We start from the raw sequence: 14829 nt of genomic DNA, 5'->3' as shown, positions 1-14829 counted from the left end.
ATCATGTGCGGGTTTTTCCTTGAGTTTATTAATATTGTTTGCGCCAATAAAAATATTGCTCCAGCATTCAGAAGGTGAGTGGGCAAGTGTTTTGGGTCGTGATTTTCTGGTCTACAGCGATGTGGAGGGGAAAGATCTTCTACTGGAGAAGTTTCCTAATCTGTACTCCTCGTTTCGGCTTTACAAAAATTTCAGTGAGTCAGCTATTGTCGAGCTAGAAGCGTTGGCTGCTGCGAAGGAATTTGGAGCCCGGGCCGTTATTGCTTTAGCTGAAGTCGACTTACTAAGAGTAGCTAGGATCAAGGATCGGTTGCACGGCTCGATGACGCGTTACGAAGAGTCAACCTTGCTTTATCGAGACAAGTTTTTAATGAAACAACGATTGGCCCAGCATGGTATCGCAATCAATCCTATGTCAATAGTGTCCTCAGCATGCGATGTACAAGACTTTGTCGAACGATATGGCTATCCCATTGTCGTTAAGCCGCGGGACGGTCGAGGCTCTGGAGGCGTATGTGTGCTACGCAACAACATTGACCTGCACAAGTATCTACAGAGTCATAATGGCACTACATTTCTTAATCTCATGGTTGAAAAGTATATTAATGCGCCCTTGTTGAATGTTGACGGTCTCTATGTCAATGGGCGGCCGATAATAATTTCGCCCGTTCGCTCTACTGTTACCTGTCTCGATTTTATGGCTGGACAGAGTCTCGGTTTTCAAATGTTATCCCTTCACAACCCGCTTCACAAACGCTGTGTGGAGTTGACAAGGCGTATTGTCGAGCATGCGCTTCCACCCCTTGGCACAATGATGTTCCATCTGGAAGTCTTTATTGATGGTGAAGAGTTAGTTGTCTGTGAAATTGCATGTCGTCTTGGTGGGTGTAGTGTCAATCAGGAGTTGACTGAAGCTTTTGGTATCAATCCCCGGTTTACTCTGATTGAAGCTGAGTCTGGAGGTGAATCTTTATTGCTGAAAGAAATTATTCCGCCTCTACGTCTGTTAGGTCAGCTCAACATTCCTCCCTGCAACGGAAAGTTAATAGATTTTCCAGAGCGCGTTGAATTGCCATTCATTCGTTACTGCTCACTAACCGCTATAAAAGGGGCAGACTATACAGGGATGAAGTTTACCAATGGAGAGATTGTATCCGCTATCGTTGAAGGGGATAGCGAGGAACAGGTGACTGCTCATTTGTCTCTGGTAGATAAGTGGGTCAGGGACCAAAGTGTTTGGGAGTAAATTTTTTCCTCGCTCAGGGTGTCAGCACAGCAGATTACGTAGATCTGTAGCGGTCCGGAAGATTTAGTCATGGGGCTGTCTGGCTGAGGGTAGTGGGATTTGCAGTTAGGTAGCACGCTTAAGGTTGGGACGGATAAAAATGGGTGAGGGAAATGGTTAAAGTAGCGGTAGTAGGGATGGGGTATAGCGGTGCGATTGTCGTTGAGCGATTAAAGCATCTTGCGTCAGATATTTCGATTGATATATATGAAAGTTCATCCAGCACTGGAGCTGGGCAAGCCTATCAAAAAGACCTTTTTAGAAATTTGGTTAATCGCCCTGCCGGTTTAATGTATCTGCGCGAGCGCGGCGACTTTCAGCGGTGGTTAGATGAATACGGTGTGAGGAAGTTTGGAGATTATCAACCTAGGTCCCTGTTTGGGAGCTTTGTCGAGGAGGTGCTAACACTGTCTTTACAGGAGTATTCGGTAATTAACTCTTATCGAGAAAGCGTTGTTGATATCATGGAAACTCACGGGAAATACTCTCTCGTCACATGCGGTGGGCGGCGTCATGGTTATGATGCTGTTGTGCTTGCGACGGGTAATCCAGAGCCAGAAGATATTTATAGATTGCAAGGAAAGCCTGGGTATATTAACAATCCATATCCTACGACAAAGCTTGCTGAGGTTCGCTCCCTTGATATAGGTGTGTTGGGGAGTCAGTTGTCAGCTATCGATGCAGCACTTGGTTTGCTGGAAAGAGATCCTCAATGTCGCGTGACTATGCTAACTCGTAACAGTCTAATCCCCAACTATAGCGAGCGTTATTTTCCCCGTCCTCTAAAAGTGCTAAATGAGCGTAATGTCGAGCAACGGCTGAAGTCCACCCGCGCTGGGCTGAAGACTGTACAAGCTATGTTTGATGAGGAGTTTGAGGCGCAAAATATTGACGTGAGTTTTCAGAGCCTAATGCGTGATTGTCGTCAGGTATCAGTTGCGCGAGAGGATATTTACTCTGTGCTTTCCTCCACTAACTTAATTGTTCCCATAATCTGGAACTCATTGTGCGGGCGCGAGAAGCGAATATTTGTTCGTCGCTACAAGAGCGCTTGGCGCCAACTTCGAGTACCCATTCCAGCCGAGAATTGGGAAAAACTACAAAGCCACTTAAGATCTGGACGGCTAGAGTGTCGTGTAGGCTTGAAAAGTATTAGCTTTAAAGATGGGGTCTTTCTTGCTAAGGGGCGAGATTTTGAGAAGGGCTTTTCTGCGATGCTTAATGCTACAGGTGTGGGCAATGCAGTATCGGGATTGCTTTACCAAAATCTCGCCTCGGCAGGTATTTGCGTCAAGCATTCACATGGCGGAATTACCGTAAATTACAGTGACTGTAGATTGATCGGTGAGCACGGGAATTCCAATATTTTTGCTATGGGTGCCCCCACTTCAGGTGTGTTCTATTCAGTCAGTAATATCGATGTTCTTCAGATGCAGGCGGAAAGTATTTGCAACAGTATCCGGGCAATGGCGGGTTAAATAATGAAAACTATGTTGCTGTTATCGACCGCTGCTGTAGCGGGATTGTTATTAGAGTTTTGTGGCTTTCCGCAAGGTATCCTTATTGGTTCACTGCTTGTCTCCGCACTGGCGTTTAGCAACCTTCGCGTCACTCCCTCGCTGCGTTTTGGTCTTGGATATGTACAAATTATACTGGGGATTTCGACTGGCTTGGTGTTCGCTTCGTGGGGAGGGCAAGAGGCGCTTTTTATGCTGCCCAGTTTGTTTTTTCTACTGCTATGCCTGATTTTGCAGGTGGCTGTGTCTGGATGCTGGCTAATCAAAGTTGAACGCTGGACGCTGAAAGACTCTCTTTTAGCAGTGTATCCAGGGGCTCTTGCTGCTGTTTTTGATTTGTTAGAGTCAGAGAAAGCTTCAAGCAAGGTGATGGTCGTGCACGTGATCCGCCTCTTGACGATCACTATGCTGGTCAGTCTTTGTATTCCGGGTGATGTAAGCATCGTAAGGGTTCACAGTCGTCCTCTCGATATGGAGATCGCTCTGATTTTGCTTTCTCTGACTATTTTAAGTCTGTTGTTTGGCCGTTTGCTCATGGGGTTTGGTGTGCCTGCGCCGTTTATGCTTACGGCAATCATTACCACCGGCATATGTATCAAGCTGGGCTATCTCAATGGGTTCAAAATGCCGCAATGGAGTGTGGATTTAGCTGCATTCATTCTAGGGATTTTGATCGGATCGAAATTCAAGGACATTAATTTCGCGGATATTGTTAGCCACGGACGCGCTGCGGTTTTGTCGGTAGCTCTTATGTTGCTAGTTGCAGCAGTATTTGCTGGTTTGGTCAGCTATATTTTGGAAAGTGATCCTTTCTCGTTGTGGCTGGCGTACATGCCCGGCGCTATTGAGACCATAGCAATCGTCGCGTTCAGCAGCGGTCTGAATGTTGTATTTATCCTGTCCCATCATTTGGTGCGCATGGTTCTCCTGCACGTCGCGCCAGCGTTGATCGTTCGGCTACGTCGCTAACGTCGAAAAGTCTAAACGCGGGAATCATCAACCGCCTCCGGTACACTTTCTGACCAATCACCCACCTTCAGGATGCCCTAACTCAGCCAAAGCCCTATAATGCGCGCCGGTTTTTGGGGTATTGGTCATGAGTTCAGAAGATCCGCGTTTTGCAGGTATCGCCCGTTTGTACGGCATCGAAGGTCTGGAGCGGCTGCGGGCTGCCCACGTTGCTGTGGTCGGTATCGGCGGTGTCGGTTCCTGGGCGGCTGAAGCCATGGCGCGTTCTGGTGTGGGCGAGATTTCCCTGTTCGATCTGGACGACGTCTGCGTCAGTAACAGCAACCGTCAGTTGCATGCGCTGGACAATACCGTTGGGCGCCCAAAAGTTGAGGTGATGGCTGAGCGTCTGCGGGCGATTAATCCTGATTGCGTTGTGCACGCCGTGGCTGATTTCGTGACCCGCGACACGATGGCCGAGTACATCACGCCGGATCTGGATTGCGTGCTGGATTGCATTGATGCCGTTAACGCCAAGGCTGCGCTGATTGCCTGGTGCAAGCGTCGCAAGATTCAGATCATCACCACCGGCGGTGCTGGCGGGCAGATTGATCCGACGTTGATTCAGGTCTGCGACTTGAACCGTACCTTCAACGACCCACTGGCCTCAAAAGTGCGCTCAACCCTGCGTCGCGATTACGGATTTTCGCGCACCATGAACCGCCATTACAGCGTGCCGTGCGTGTTCTCTACAGAGCAACTGCGTTATCCGAAGCCGGACGGCAGCATCTGCCTGCAGAAGAGTTTTGTCGGGGATGGAGTCAAGCTGGACTGCGCCGGTGGTTTTGGCGCTGTAATGATGGTGACAGCGACCTTCGGTATGGTCGCGGCCACCAAAGCCGTGGACAAGATTGTTGCGGGTGTACGCCGCCCATCAGAGCGCGCCAAGCCGGTTTCGGTACCGCCGCCTCAGCCTGCGGCTTCCGTCAGCTGACGCATCCTCTGCAGTACGGCACTCAGGCCGTTGCTGCGTGAGGGCGATAGCTGACGGCTCAAGCCGAGCTGGTTGAACCAGTCGGTCAGGTCTACTTGCTGGAGTTCCTGCGCCGACAGGCCATTGACCCGAGCCAGCAACAGCGCCACCAGACCGCGAATCATCCGCGCATCGCTGGCAGCGCGAAATTGCCAGTGGCCATCTGTCATTTCACCCAGCAGCCAGACCTTGCTTTCACAGCCATGGACGAGGTTTTCTTCCGACTTTTCGTCGTCTGCAAGAGCAGGTAATCGCTCGCCCCACTGCATGAGCAATCGCGCGCGTTGCTCCCAGCCTTGAGGTTGAGCGAAAGTGTCCAGTGCGGTTTGTGCGTCGACGGGCAAAGTCATCGCAATAACTCCAGCGCCTGATCCAGCGCGTTGAAGAAGTGCTGCAAGTCACTGGAGTCGTTGTACAGCGCCAGAGAAACCCTAATCGCTCCCGACAGGCCCAGGCTTTTCAGCAACGGCATAGCGCAGTGATGACCTGCCCGCACGGCGATGCCCTGTTCAGTGAGCAAATGCGCGAGGTCAGCGTTGTGTACACCGTCCACTACAAAGCTGACCAGCGCCAGTTGCGGCTCGCCCAGTACCCTAACTCCGTCCCGCTGACGCAAACCCTCAAGCAGCATGGCGTGCAGGCCTGCTTCATGCTCCAGCACTGCCCGGTGATCGAGGCTCTGCAAGTAATCCAGCGTCGCGCCAAGGCCGATTACACCGGCAATCGGTGGCGTCCCCGCCTCGAAGCCCAGCGGCGCCGGGCGGAATTTCGCCTGATCGTAATCAGTCGTCAGGACCATCTCGCCGCCGAACTGCCAGTGTTGCAGGTGCGGCAGCACGTCATTGCGGCCATACAGAATGCCGACGCCTTCGGGGCCGTACAGTTTGTGACTGGAAAAAACGTAGAAGTCGCAACCCAGTGCTTTCACGTCATGTCGACCGTGGACCACACCTTGAGCGCCATCGACAACCGTCAGTGCGCCTTGGGCCTTGGCCAGTGCGAGTAATTCCGGCAGTGGCTGCCAGGCACCCAGCACGTTCGACAATTGGCTGACGGCCAGCAGGCGGGTACGGTCGCTGATCAGTTGCGCAGCGGCGTTCAGGTCGATCAGCCCCTGTTCATTGAGCGGCAGAATGACCAGCTTGAGGTTGCGACGTTGAGCCAATTGCTGCCAGGGCAACAGGTTGGCGTGATGTTCCAGCGCGCTGATGGCGACTTCATCACCCGCCACGAACTCATGCTCAAGGCCATAGGCCAGCAGGTTCAAGGCAGAAGTGGCACCGTGGGTAAAAATGATCTGACCTGTCTCACTGGCATTGAGCCAATGAGCGACCTTGCTGCGGCTGTCCTCGAACGCCTGAGTCGCATGCGCACCCGGCAGATGCTGGGCACGATGCACATTCGCTGCGCCGTTGGCGTAGTAGTGGTTCAGGGCGTCGAGCAGGGCTTGAGGTTTCTGGGTGGTCGCGGCGTTGTCCAGATAAGTCTGGCCTTGCCGTTGCAGGGCGTCGATGGCTGGAAAGTCAGCGCGCCATTGAGAAGAAAGGGGCATGTACTTTGACTCGGTGAGTCAGGCCCGACGCGGAGGTCGGACCTGATGCAGCATCGATCAGTTGTGAGCGTGCAGCGCTTCGTTCAGCTCGATGGCCGACTTGTGGGTTTTGCATTCCACCGCGCCGGTTTCCGAGTTGCGACGGAACAGCAGGTCAGGCTGACCGGCCAGATCACGGGCTTTGACGATTTTGACCAGTTTGTTCTGATCATCGAGCAGCGCAACCTTGGTGCCAGCGGTCACGTACAGACCCGACTCCACGGTGTTGCGGTCGCCCAACGGGATGCCGATACCGGCGTTGGCACCGATCAGGCAGCCTTCGCCGACCTTGATCACGATGTTGCCGCCGCCGGACAGGGTGCCCATGGTGGAGCACCCGCCGCCCAGATCAGAACCCTTGCCGACGAATACGCCTGCAGAAACACGACCTTCGATCATGCCCGGGCCTTCGGTGCCAGCGTTGAAGTTGACGAAACCTTCGTGCATGACGGTGGTGCCTTCGCCGATGTAAGCGCCCAGACGGATACGCGCGCTGTCAGCGATACGCACGCCGGTCGGTACGACGTAGTCGGTCATTTTCGGGAATTTGTCGACGGAGAATACTTCCAGCAGCTCACCTTTGAGGCGTGCTTCCAGTTGGCGCGGGGCCAATTCGGTCAGGTCAATGGCGCCCTGGCTGGTCCACGCGACGTTTGGCAGCAACGGGAAGATCCCGGCCAGGCTCAGGCCATGCGGCTTGACCAGACGGTGGGAGAGCAGGTGCAGCTTGAGGTACGCCTCAGGGGTGGACGTCAGCGCAGCATCTTCGGCGAGCAGTGTCGCGACCAGAGGCTTGTGGCTTTCGGCCAGACGGGTCAGCAAGGCAGCCTGACCAGCATCAACGGACTTGAGGGCTTCGGCCAGCTTCGACGCCTGATCGGTGTTGAAGGTAATGGCCTGGTTGCCACCGGTGTAACCCAGTACAGGCGCAACAGCCGCGATCAGTTCGGCGGACGGGTTGATCAGCGGCTGGGCGTAGAAAACTTCCAGCCATGCGCCTTGACGGTTTTGAGTGCCGACACCGAAGGCCAGGCTGAACAGGGAAGTGGACATGCAAATACCTCTTACTAATTTAAAGGGCTATCTCAGTCAGGCGATAGCCGCTGCATACAGGTCTGGTTTGAAGCCAATCAGGGTTCTGTCGCCAAGATCGAGCACCGGGCGCTTGATCATCGACGGTTGAGCGAGCATCAGTTCGATCGCTTTATCCTGATCGAGGTCGGCTTTCTGCGCCTCGTCCAGTTTGCGAAAGGTGGTGCCGGCACGATTCAGCACTGTTTGCCAGCCGTGCTCGTTGCACCACTGGGTCAGATGTTCGCGATCGATGCCTTGGGTTTTATAGTCGTGAAAGTCGTAGCTCACCGGCTTTTCATCGAGCCAGGTGCGAGCCTTTTTCATTGTGTCGCACGCTTTGATCCCATACAGGTGCAACTTGTTGATTTCATCAGCCACGAGCTTGCCCCCTTTGAGACGGTTGAAAAACGGTGACGGATTATGCCATGGACAGGCGGGCTGGGCGTGCACTGCTGACGTCTTTATATGTGTCAGCGCGATTTTTTGCCGTAGTCATACCCATGGCTGACGGCGGGTCCATAGCTTAAACCACTAATATGGCACTTCGGTGTCGCGTAGCAAGCACTGAACCTGTGAGTGCTCATGCGCTCCTAAAAAGTCTCGTCAATACAGTTCGCCACGGTTTAAGGAAATCTTGCAATGCAAACCGCTTACACGGTGCTTATTCTGCTGACGCTGGTCGGCGTTTCGCGGTTATTGGCCCGTGTCATCCCGTTGCCGTTGCCTCTGGTTCAGATCGCTGCGGGAGCCTTGTTGGCGTGGCCGACGCTGGGGTTGCATGTGGCGCTGGACCCGGAATTGTTTCTCTTCCTGTTCCTGCCGCCGCTGCTGTTCTCCGACGGTTGGCGCATGCCCAAGCGCGACTTGTGGCGTTATCGCGGGCCAATCCTGACCCTGGCCGTGGGGCTGGTGGTATTCACTGTTGTCGGCGCGGGCTACTTCATCCATTGGCTATTGCCCAGTATCCCCTTGCCAGTGGCCTTCGCTCTGGCCGCTGTGCTGTCGCCCACTGACGCCGTCGCCGTCTCGGCCATTGCCCAGGATCGTCTGCCGGCACCGATCATGCGGATGCTGCAAGGCGAGGCACTGATGAACGATGCGTCCGGCCTTGTGACGTTCAAGTTTGCACTGGCGGCGGCGATCACCGGTGTGTTCTCTCTGGCTGATGCGAGCCTGACGTTTGTGCTGGTGGCCTGTGGCGGGCTCGCCGTTGGCGTTGCCTTGAGCTGGCTGGTCGGGCGTTTTCGTAGCTGGATGATCACGCGTGGCTGGGACGATCCTGCGACTCATGTGGTGTTCATGTTGCTGCTGCCATTTGCGGCCTATGTACTGGCTGAGCAATTGGGGGCTTCCGGCATTCTCTCGGCAGTGGCGGCAGGGATGATGCAAAGCTGGGTCGATCTGCTGCCACGCCAGACCAGTACCCGCTTGCTCAATCGCAGTGTCTGGACCTTGCTGGAGTTCGCTTTCAACGGTCTGATCTTCCTGCTGTTGGGGCTGCAACTGCCGGATATTATCGGTGCCGTCACTCACGATGAAATCACCGTCTGGCCTGCTTTGATGTATCGCTGTCTGGACGTGTTGGCGATCTTTCTGGTGTTGGTTGTGCTGCGCTATATCTGGGTGCAAAGCGTCTGGCGTTTGCTGATTCGGATTCGACGCTGGCGAGGGCGCAGCGAAGGCACGCTTGAGTTATCGACCCGCGCCTCGCTGCTTCTGACCGTAGGCGGCGTGCGCGGTGCGGTAACGCTTGCCGGTACCTTGTCGGTGCCGATGCTGATCAGTGCCGGTGTCGCCTTCCCTCAGCGTGATCTGCTGATTTTCATTGCTGCCGGAGTGATTTTGCTATCCCTGGTGGCAGCCTGTATCTGCTTGCCTCTGCTGTTGCGTGGCCTGGTCAGCGAGCCTGACCTGCGCATGAAACATGAAGTGGGGGAGGCATGGAAACGCATTGCTCAGGCGGCAATTCACGCGCTTGAAAATGAAGAGGTCAGTAGTGGGGCCAGTGCTCAGGATGCGGCGCAGGCCGCGTTGGCGACTGAAGTGAAAGCGCGAGTCATGTCTGAGTATCGTCACCGTCTGGACGTCTTCAACGACACGTCCGAGGCTCAGGCCTTGGCGTTCCAGATGGACCTGATCGAGCGGCGCATGCGTGTCAACGCCTTGCGTGCCCAGCGGCTGGAGCTGTATCGCCTGCACCGTCAACATCAGATCGGCGACGATGTGCTGCGCCAGATCCTTGCACAGCTGGACCTGAACGAGGCAAATCTGGGTGTGGTGAAATAGACGAAAAGCAAATCTGGATGGCAGAAGGAAGTATTTTTCTTCGTTGATCAGCACCCCACGGCACATTGCATGCCGTGGGGTATACGCATTACTTGTTGATGAAGTCGCGAATCCGCTCTGCGGCTTCAATGCATTCAGCCAACGGCGCAACCAGTGCCAGGCGCACGCGTCCAGCACCCGGGTTAAAACCGTCCACTTCGCGGGATAGATAAGAGCCCGGCACCACGGTCACATGTTGATCAACGAACAGGTCTCGACAGAATTCTGCGTCGTCGCCGCCGACGCTTGGCCACAGGTAGAAGCCGCCATCGGGACGCTGTACGTCCATCACCGGCGCAAGAATCTCCAGAACTGCATCGAATTTCTCGCGGTAAAGGTCACGGTTGGCGCGCACGTGTTCTTCATCATTCCACGCAGCAATGCTGGCCAGTTGAGTTTGTACTGGCATTGCACAGCCGTGGTAGGTGCGATAAAGCAGGAAAGCTTTGAGGATATCTGCATCGCCCGCCACGAAGCCGGAGCGCAGCCCCGGCAGGTTCGAGCGCTTGGACAGGCTATGGAAGACCACACAACGTTTGAAATCCTGACGGCCCAGTTCAACACATGCGCTGAGCAGGCCGGCAGGTGGTGTTTGTTCGTCGAAGTACAGTTCGCTGTAGCACTCGTCAGCGGCGATCACGAAGTCGTGTTCGTCAGCCAGGGCAATCAGCTTTTTCAGGGTTTCGACCGGGATCAGTGCGCCGGTCGGGTTGCCCGGAGAGCACAGGAACAGAATCTGGCAACGCTTCCAGATATCGGAAGACACCGCGTCAAAGTCCGGGTTGAAACCGTTTTCAGCCAGGCACGGCAAGTAGTGCGGTTTGGCACCGGCCAGAAACGCTGCGCCTTCATAGATTTGATAAAAAGGATTCGGGCTGACCACTAGAGCGTCATCGCCACGGTTGACTACGGTCTGGGTGAAGGCGAACAACGCTTCGCGGGTGCCATTGACCGGTAGCACGTTACGCGCAGGGTCCAGCCAACCGGCCGGTACACCAAAACGACGCTCACACCAGCCGCTGATGGCTTCGCGCAGGGCCGGGATGCCCAGCGTCGTTGGGTAGACGGCCATTTGGTCCAGGTTGTCAGTCATCGCTTTAGCGACGAAGTCCGGCGAGCGATGCTTGGGTTCGCCAATGGACAGCGCAACCGGGCGCTTGTCGGGATTCGGCGTCACGCTGCCGAGCAACGCACGAAGCTTCTCGAAAGGGTAGGGCTGAAGCAATTGCATCGCGTTATTCATGGGGCTGGCTTCCAGAAGCAGGGCGCTCGAGTCGGTGAGCGCCGTAAGTCGATTCAGTGAACAGCGTCGGGTTCGATCAGATGCTGATGCGCAATTCGCCGGGTTCGTGATTAACGTTCAGTTGCTCGACGATGGCGTCCTGCAACTGGCTGCACAACTGTGGATCGGACAACGGCTGGTTGTTCGCATCGGTGATGAAGAATACGTCTTCCACTCGCTCGCCCAGCGTGGCGATCTTGGCGTTTTGCAGTGACAGGTCGAACTCCAGAAAGATCTTGCCGATCCGTGCCAGCAGGCCAGGGCGATCCGGTGCGGACAGCTCCAGGATAGTCACCGGGCGCTGAGCATCGTTGTGGATCGTGACCTGCGGCGGGAACGCAAAATGCTTGAGTTGGCGCGGTACACGACGCTTGATGATTGTCGGGTAGTCGTCTGGATTTCTCAAAGCGTCGGTCAGGCCGTCGCGAATTTCCTTGATGCGCACTGGATTATCGCCAATCGAGCCGCCATCGTTGTCGAGCACGATGTAGGTGTCGAGGGTGAACCTGCTGCTTGAGGTGATGACCCGAGCGTCATGAATGTTCAGGTTCAACTGGTCCATTGCCGCTACGGTTACGGCGAAGAAGTCATGTTGATCAGGGGCGTAAATAAATATCTGCGTGCCGCCTTCAAATTCACGCTGGGTAGTTTCCTTGATCAAAACCAGCGGGCCGCCATCGGTCGGTTGCTGCAGGATCGCATCGCTATGCCAGGCCACGTCCCCGGCGGTATGACGCAGGAAGTAGTCGTCGCCCAGTTGGGACCAGAGTTGTTCCACATCGTCCGGGTCAGTGCCGTTGCGAACGAGTATGTCCAGCGCGGCAATTTGCGTACGTCGTATCTGTTCTTCACGGTCTACCGGGTTTTCCAGACCGCGCTTCAGGGCGCGCTTGGTTTCGGTATAAAGCTGACGCAACAGGCTGGCGCGCCACGAATTCCAGAGTGTCGGGTTCGTTGCGTTGATATCGGCCACTGTCAGCACGTAGAGGTAATCGAGGTGGACTTCGTCGCCGACGAACTGGGCAAAGTCGTGGATTACCTGCGGATCGGATAAGTCCTTGCGCTGAGCCGTCGTGGACATCACCAAGTGATGGCTGACCAGCCAGACGATCAGGCGCGTATCCCAGGCCGGCAATTGATGACGGATACCAAAGGCTTCGGCATCGACCGCGCCGAGCTCCGAGTGGTCGCCGCCACGGCCCTTGCCGATGTCGTGGTAAAGGCCCGCCAGATAAATCAGCTCCGGCTTTGGAAGTCTGCCCATGACCTTGCTGGCCAGCGGGAATTTCTCAGAAACCTGAGTGTATTGAAGCTTGCGCAGGTGCTTGATCAGATTCAGCGTATGCGCATCGACCGTATAGATGTGGAACAGGTCATGCTGCATCTGCCCGACAATATGGCCAAACTCCGGCAAATAGAGGCCCAGAATGCCGTAACGGTTCATGCGGCGCAGATTGCGATGAATGCCTAGCTCACACTTGAACAGCTCGATGAACAGGCTGGTATTGCGGATATCGTTGCGGAAATCATCATTGATCAGATGCCGATGTTCGCGCAGCAGTCGAATGGTGTCGGCGCGTACGCCCTTGATCTCCGGGTGCTGTGCCATCAACACGAAAATCTCGATCATGGCGAACGGCGTGCGTTTGAAGACGTTGGCGTTGGTCGCCTCGATATAACCGTCATGCACCTGGAAGCGCGAATTCAGCGGCTGAGTGATCGCGCCTTCGTCGTCGGTCAGGATGACCTCCTCGAAATGCTGGATGATCAGGTCGCTGAGTTGGGCAATGCTCATGACTACCCGGTAGTACTTCTGCATGAAGCGTTCGATGGCCAGCTTGGCGTCGCTGTCCTGATACCCCAGCAGGTTGGCAATGCTGCTTTGGTGGTCGAACAGTAGGCGATCTTCAGAGCGGCCAGCCAGCATGTGCAAGGCGTAACGCACTTTCCAGAGAAAATCCTGGGAGGAGGCCAGCAGGTTGTTTTCGCTTTCCAGCAAAAAGCCTTCGCCCGCCAGCGCATGCAGGTTCAGCGTGCCGTACTGGCGCCGGGCGACCCAGAGAATGGTCTGGATGTCGCGCAGGCCACCGGGTGAACCTTTGACGTTAGGCTCAAGGTTATATTCGGTGTCGTTGTATTTGTGGTGCCGGGTTTTCTGCTCAGCACGCTTAGCCAGAAAAAACTCTTTGCTGGGCCACATCTGTTTCGGGCTGGTGACTTCCAGCATGCGCTGACGCAGGCGCTCAGGGCCTGCGATAGTGCGGCTTTCCATCAGGTTGGTAATCACGGTCAGGTCGGCGCGGCCTTCCTCGGCGCACTCATCAACTGAACGCACGCTTTGACCCACTTCCAGACCGATATCCCAGAGAAGGGTCAGAAAGCGTTCGATTGGCTCGCGGAAAACCTCGTGATCGGCACTGTCCAGCAGGATCAGCAGATCGATATCCGAATAAGGATGCAGTTCGCCACGGCCGTAGCCGCCGACGGCCAGCAGGGCGATGTCGGCGTCTTCACTCCAGTCGAAATGTTCCCATGCCTGTTGCAGGATGTTGTCCACGAACCAGGCGCGGTCTTCAATCAGCCGACGAATATCACGTCCTGACTTGAAGCGCGCATCAAGCACCTCCCGCGCGTTGCGGATGGCTTTCTTGAACGCGGCAATTGGACTCGCTTTCAATGCCAGTTCGGCCTGGAACTGACCACGGTCGAACAAATCGGGATCCACCTGCGGCATGGAACTGCTTTCCTTTTATCTAGATCGAGCGAGCGTTTTGATCAGGCTGACGTGCGAGCGATGGTGTCGTCGCTGCGCAGGGTGAAAATCTCATAACCGTCAGCAGTGACCAGAATGGTGTGTTCCCACTGCGCCGACAACTTGCGGTCTTTGGTGATCGCAGTCCAGCCATCGCCCAGCAGGCGGGTTTCGGCGCGGCCCTGGTTGATCATCGGCTCGATGGTGAACGTCATGCCTTCTACCAGTGCCATGCCTTCGCCGGCCTTACCGTAATGCACCACTTGCGGTTCCTCATGGAACACCTTGCCGATGCCGTGTCCGCAATATTCACGAACCACCGAGAAGCCGTTCTTTTCTGCGTGTTTCTGAATCACTTCGCCAATATCACCCAGCGTTGCGCCGGGACGGACAATTTCGATGCCTTTATATAGGCATTCCTGAGTGATTTTCGACAGACGCTCAGCCCACTCAGGCACTTTGCCTACATGAAACATCTTGCTCGTGTCGCCGTGGTAGCCGTCCTTGATGACGGTGACGTCGATGTTCAGCACGTCGCCGTTCTTCAACGGCTTCTCATTAGGGATGCCATGGCATACAACGTGGTTGATCGAGGTGCAGATGGACTTTGGGAAGCCCTTGTAATTCAGCGGGGCCGGAATCGCTTTCTGCTCGTTGACGATGTAGTCGTGGCAGATGCGGTCCAGCTCTTCGGTGGTGACGCCAGGCTTGACGTAAGCACCGATCATTTCCAGGACATCGGCAGCCAGGCGACCGGCAATGCGCATTTTTTCGATGTCTTCAGGGGTTTTGATGGTGACGGTCATACGAACTCTCTCGGCGCGCCATGGGCGCGGCTAATACGGAAAACGGCGATTCTAGCAGACCGTTGCAGGTGGGTGATTGTTGCTTCCTTATATAGGGTGCTGGGGCTTTTAGTTTTGTGTGTATATCCGTTCTTGCGTCACGGCTGGTATTGGTTGCGCCCTTACGGCGCCTCACTTTTGATGGATCCGGAAGCCGGCCCAGACAAAAGTAAGCAT

General features: G+C 55.2%; 12 protein-coding genes. 5 read left to right on the top strand and 7 right to left on the bottom strand.

Features of this window, described 5'->3' with window-relative positions; genetic code table 11:
- The first annotated feature begins 19 nt into the window (after positions 1–19).
- From AUC60_RS25470 to tcdA, 4 genes are all read left to right on the top strand, one after another.
- Positions 20–1246, top strand: a complete 1227-nt coding sequence (locus AUC60_RS25470; RefSeq protein ID WP_144443301.1) for an ATP-grasp domain-containing protein — start codon at positions 20–22, stop codon at positions 1244–1246.
- Between the two features lie 152 nt (positions 1247–1398).
- Complete coding sequence (locus AUC60_RS25465) at positions 1399–2763, top strand: FAD/NAD(P)-binding protein (RefSeq protein ID WP_144443300.1); 1365 nt, start codon at positions 1399–1401, stop codon at positions 2761–2763.
- A 3-nt stretch (positions 2764–2766) separates the two neighbouring features.
- Positions 2767–3771: an AbrB family transcriptional regulator gene (locus AUC60_RS25460; RefSeq protein WP_087274059.1), complete on the top strand. Its 1005-nt coding sequence runs from the start codon at positions 2767–2769 to the stop codon at positions 3769–3771.
- Between the two features lie 127 nt (positions 3772–3898).
- The gene (gene tcdA / locus AUC60_RS25455; protein WP_087274056.1) at positions 3899–4744 is read left to right on the top strand and encodes a tRNA cyclic N6-threonylcarbamoyladenosine(37) synthase TcdA; all 846 of its coding nucleotides are present in this window, start codon (positions 3899–3901) and stop codon (positions 4742–4744) included.
- Here the strand turns inward: tcdA and AUC60_RS25450 are convergent.
- The 4 genes from AUC60_RS25450 to AUC60_RS25435 are packed head-to-tail and all read right to left on the bottom strand — an operon-like array spanning position 4720 to position 7805.
- The gene (locus tag AUC60_RS25450) at positions 4720–5133 is read right to left on the bottom strand and encodes a SufE family protein (protein ID WP_087274054.1); all 414 of its coding nucleotides are present in this window, start codon (positions 5131–5133) and stop codon (positions 4720–4722) included. The genes tcdA and AUC60_RS25450 overlap by 25 nt on opposite strands.
- The gene (locus AUC60_RS25445) at positions 5130–6335 is read right to left on the bottom strand and encodes an aminotransferase class V-fold PLP-dependent enzyme (RefSeq protein ID WP_087274052.1); all 1206 of its coding nucleotides are present in this window, start codon (positions 6333–6335) and stop codon (positions 5130–5132) included. The genes AUC60_RS25450 and AUC60_RS25445 overlap by 4 nt, the downstream gene beginning before the upstream one ends.
- A 57-nt stretch (positions 6336–6392) precedes the next feature.
- The gene (gene dapD, locus AUC60_RS25440; protein ID WP_087274050.1) at positions 6393–7427 is read right to left on the bottom strand and encodes a 2,3,4,5-tetrahydropyridine-2,6-dicarboxylate N-succinyltransferase; all 1035 of its coding nucleotides are present in this window, start codon (positions 7425–7427) and stop codon (positions 6393–6395) included.
- 36 nt (positions 7428–7463) lie between these two features.
- Complete coding sequence (locus AUC60_RS25435; RefSeq protein ID WP_087274114.1) at positions 7464–7805, bottom strand: ArsC family reductase; 342 nt, start codon at positions 7803–7805, stop codon at positions 7464–7466.
- A gap of 282 nt (positions 7806–8087) precedes the next feature.
- Here AUC60_RS25435 and AUC60_RS25430 point away from each other — a divergent pair, with 282 nt between their 5' ends.
- The gene (locus AUC60_RS25430) at positions 8088–9734 is read left to right on the top strand and encodes a Na+/H+ antiporter (RefSeq protein ID WP_087274048.1); all 1647 of its coding nucleotides are present in this window, start codon (positions 8088–8090) and stop codon (positions 9732–9734) included.
- A gap of 88 nt (positions 9735–9822) precedes the next feature.
- On the opposite strand, the gene dapC is transcribed toward AUC60_RS25430, so the two are convergent.
- The 3 genes from dapC to map all read right to left on the bottom strand — a co-directional run bounded on the left by dapC (position 9823) and on the right by map (position 14613).
- Positions 9823–11016, bottom strand: coding sequence for a succinyldiaminopimelate transaminase (gene dapC, locus AUC60_RS25425; RefSeq protein ID WP_087274047.1), 1194 nt, complete (start codon positions 11014–11016; stop codon positions 9823–9825).
- Between the two features lie 76 nt (positions 11017–11092).
- Positions 11093–13789 (bottom strand): [protein-PII] uridylyltransferase, encoded by a 2697-nt coding sequence (locus AUC60_RS25420; RefSeq protein ID WP_087274045.1) that lies wholly within the window; start codon positions 13787–13789, stop codon positions 11093–11095.
- Positions 13790–13830: 41 nt separating this feature from the next.
- Complete coding sequence (gene map, locus AUC60_RS25415) at positions 13831–14613, bottom strand: type I methionyl aminopeptidase (protein ID WP_087274044.1); 783 nt, start codon at positions 14611–14613, stop codon at positions 13831–13833.
- Between the last annotated feature and the right edge of the window lie 216 nt (positions 14614–14829).

The sequence above is a fragment of the Pseudomonas caspiana genome (assembly GCF_002158995.1).
Taxonomy (GTDB): domain Bacteria; phylum Pseudomonadota; class Gammaproteobacteria; order Pseudomonadales; family Pseudomonadaceae; genus Aquipseudomonas; species Aquipseudomonas caspiana.
This window is presented reverse-complemented; position numbering and strand designations above follow the sequence as displayed.

Bases quoted from the DNA above. Each gene is read 5' to 3' on its own strand.
- AUC60_RS25465 (WP_144443300.1), top strand. From the start codon at position 1,399: ATGGTTAAAGTAGCGGTAGTAGGGATGGGGTATAGCGGTGCGATTGTC.
- AUC60_RS25460 (WP_087274059.1), top strand. From the start codon at position 2,767: ATGAAAACTATGTTGCTGTTATCGACCGCTGCTGTAGCGGGATTGTTA.
- tcdA (WP_087274056.1), top strand. From the start codon at position 3,899: ATGAGTTCAGAAGATCCGCGTTTTGCAGGTATCGCCCGTTTGTACGGC.
- AUC60_RS25450 (WP_087274054.1), bottom strand. From the start codon at position 5,133: ATGACTTTGCCCGTCGACGCACAAACCGCACTGGACACTTTCGCTCAA.
- AUC60_RS25445 (WP_087274052.1), bottom strand. From the start codon at position 6,335: ATGCCCCTTTCTTCTCAATGGCGCGCTGACTTTCCAGCCATCGACGCC.
- dapD (WP_087274050.1), bottom strand. From the start codon at position 7,427: ATGTCCACTTCCCTGTTCAGCCTGGCCTTCGGTGTCGGCACTCAAAAC.
- AUC60_RS25430 (WP_087274048.1), top strand. From the start codon at position 8,088: ATGCAAACCGCTTACACGGTGCTTATTCTGCTGACGCTGGTCGGCGTT.
- dapC (WP_087274047.1), bottom strand. From the start codon at position 11,016: ATGAATAACGCGATGCAATTGCTTCAGCCCTACCCTTTCGAGAAGCTT.
- AUC60_RS25420 (WP_087274045.1), bottom strand. From the start codon at position 13,789: ATGCCGCAGGTGGATCCCGATTTGTTCGACCGTGGTCAGTTCCAGGCC.
- map (WP_087274044.1), bottom strand. From the start codon at position 14,613: ATGACCGTCACCATCAAAACCCCTGAAGACATCGAAAAAATGCGCATT.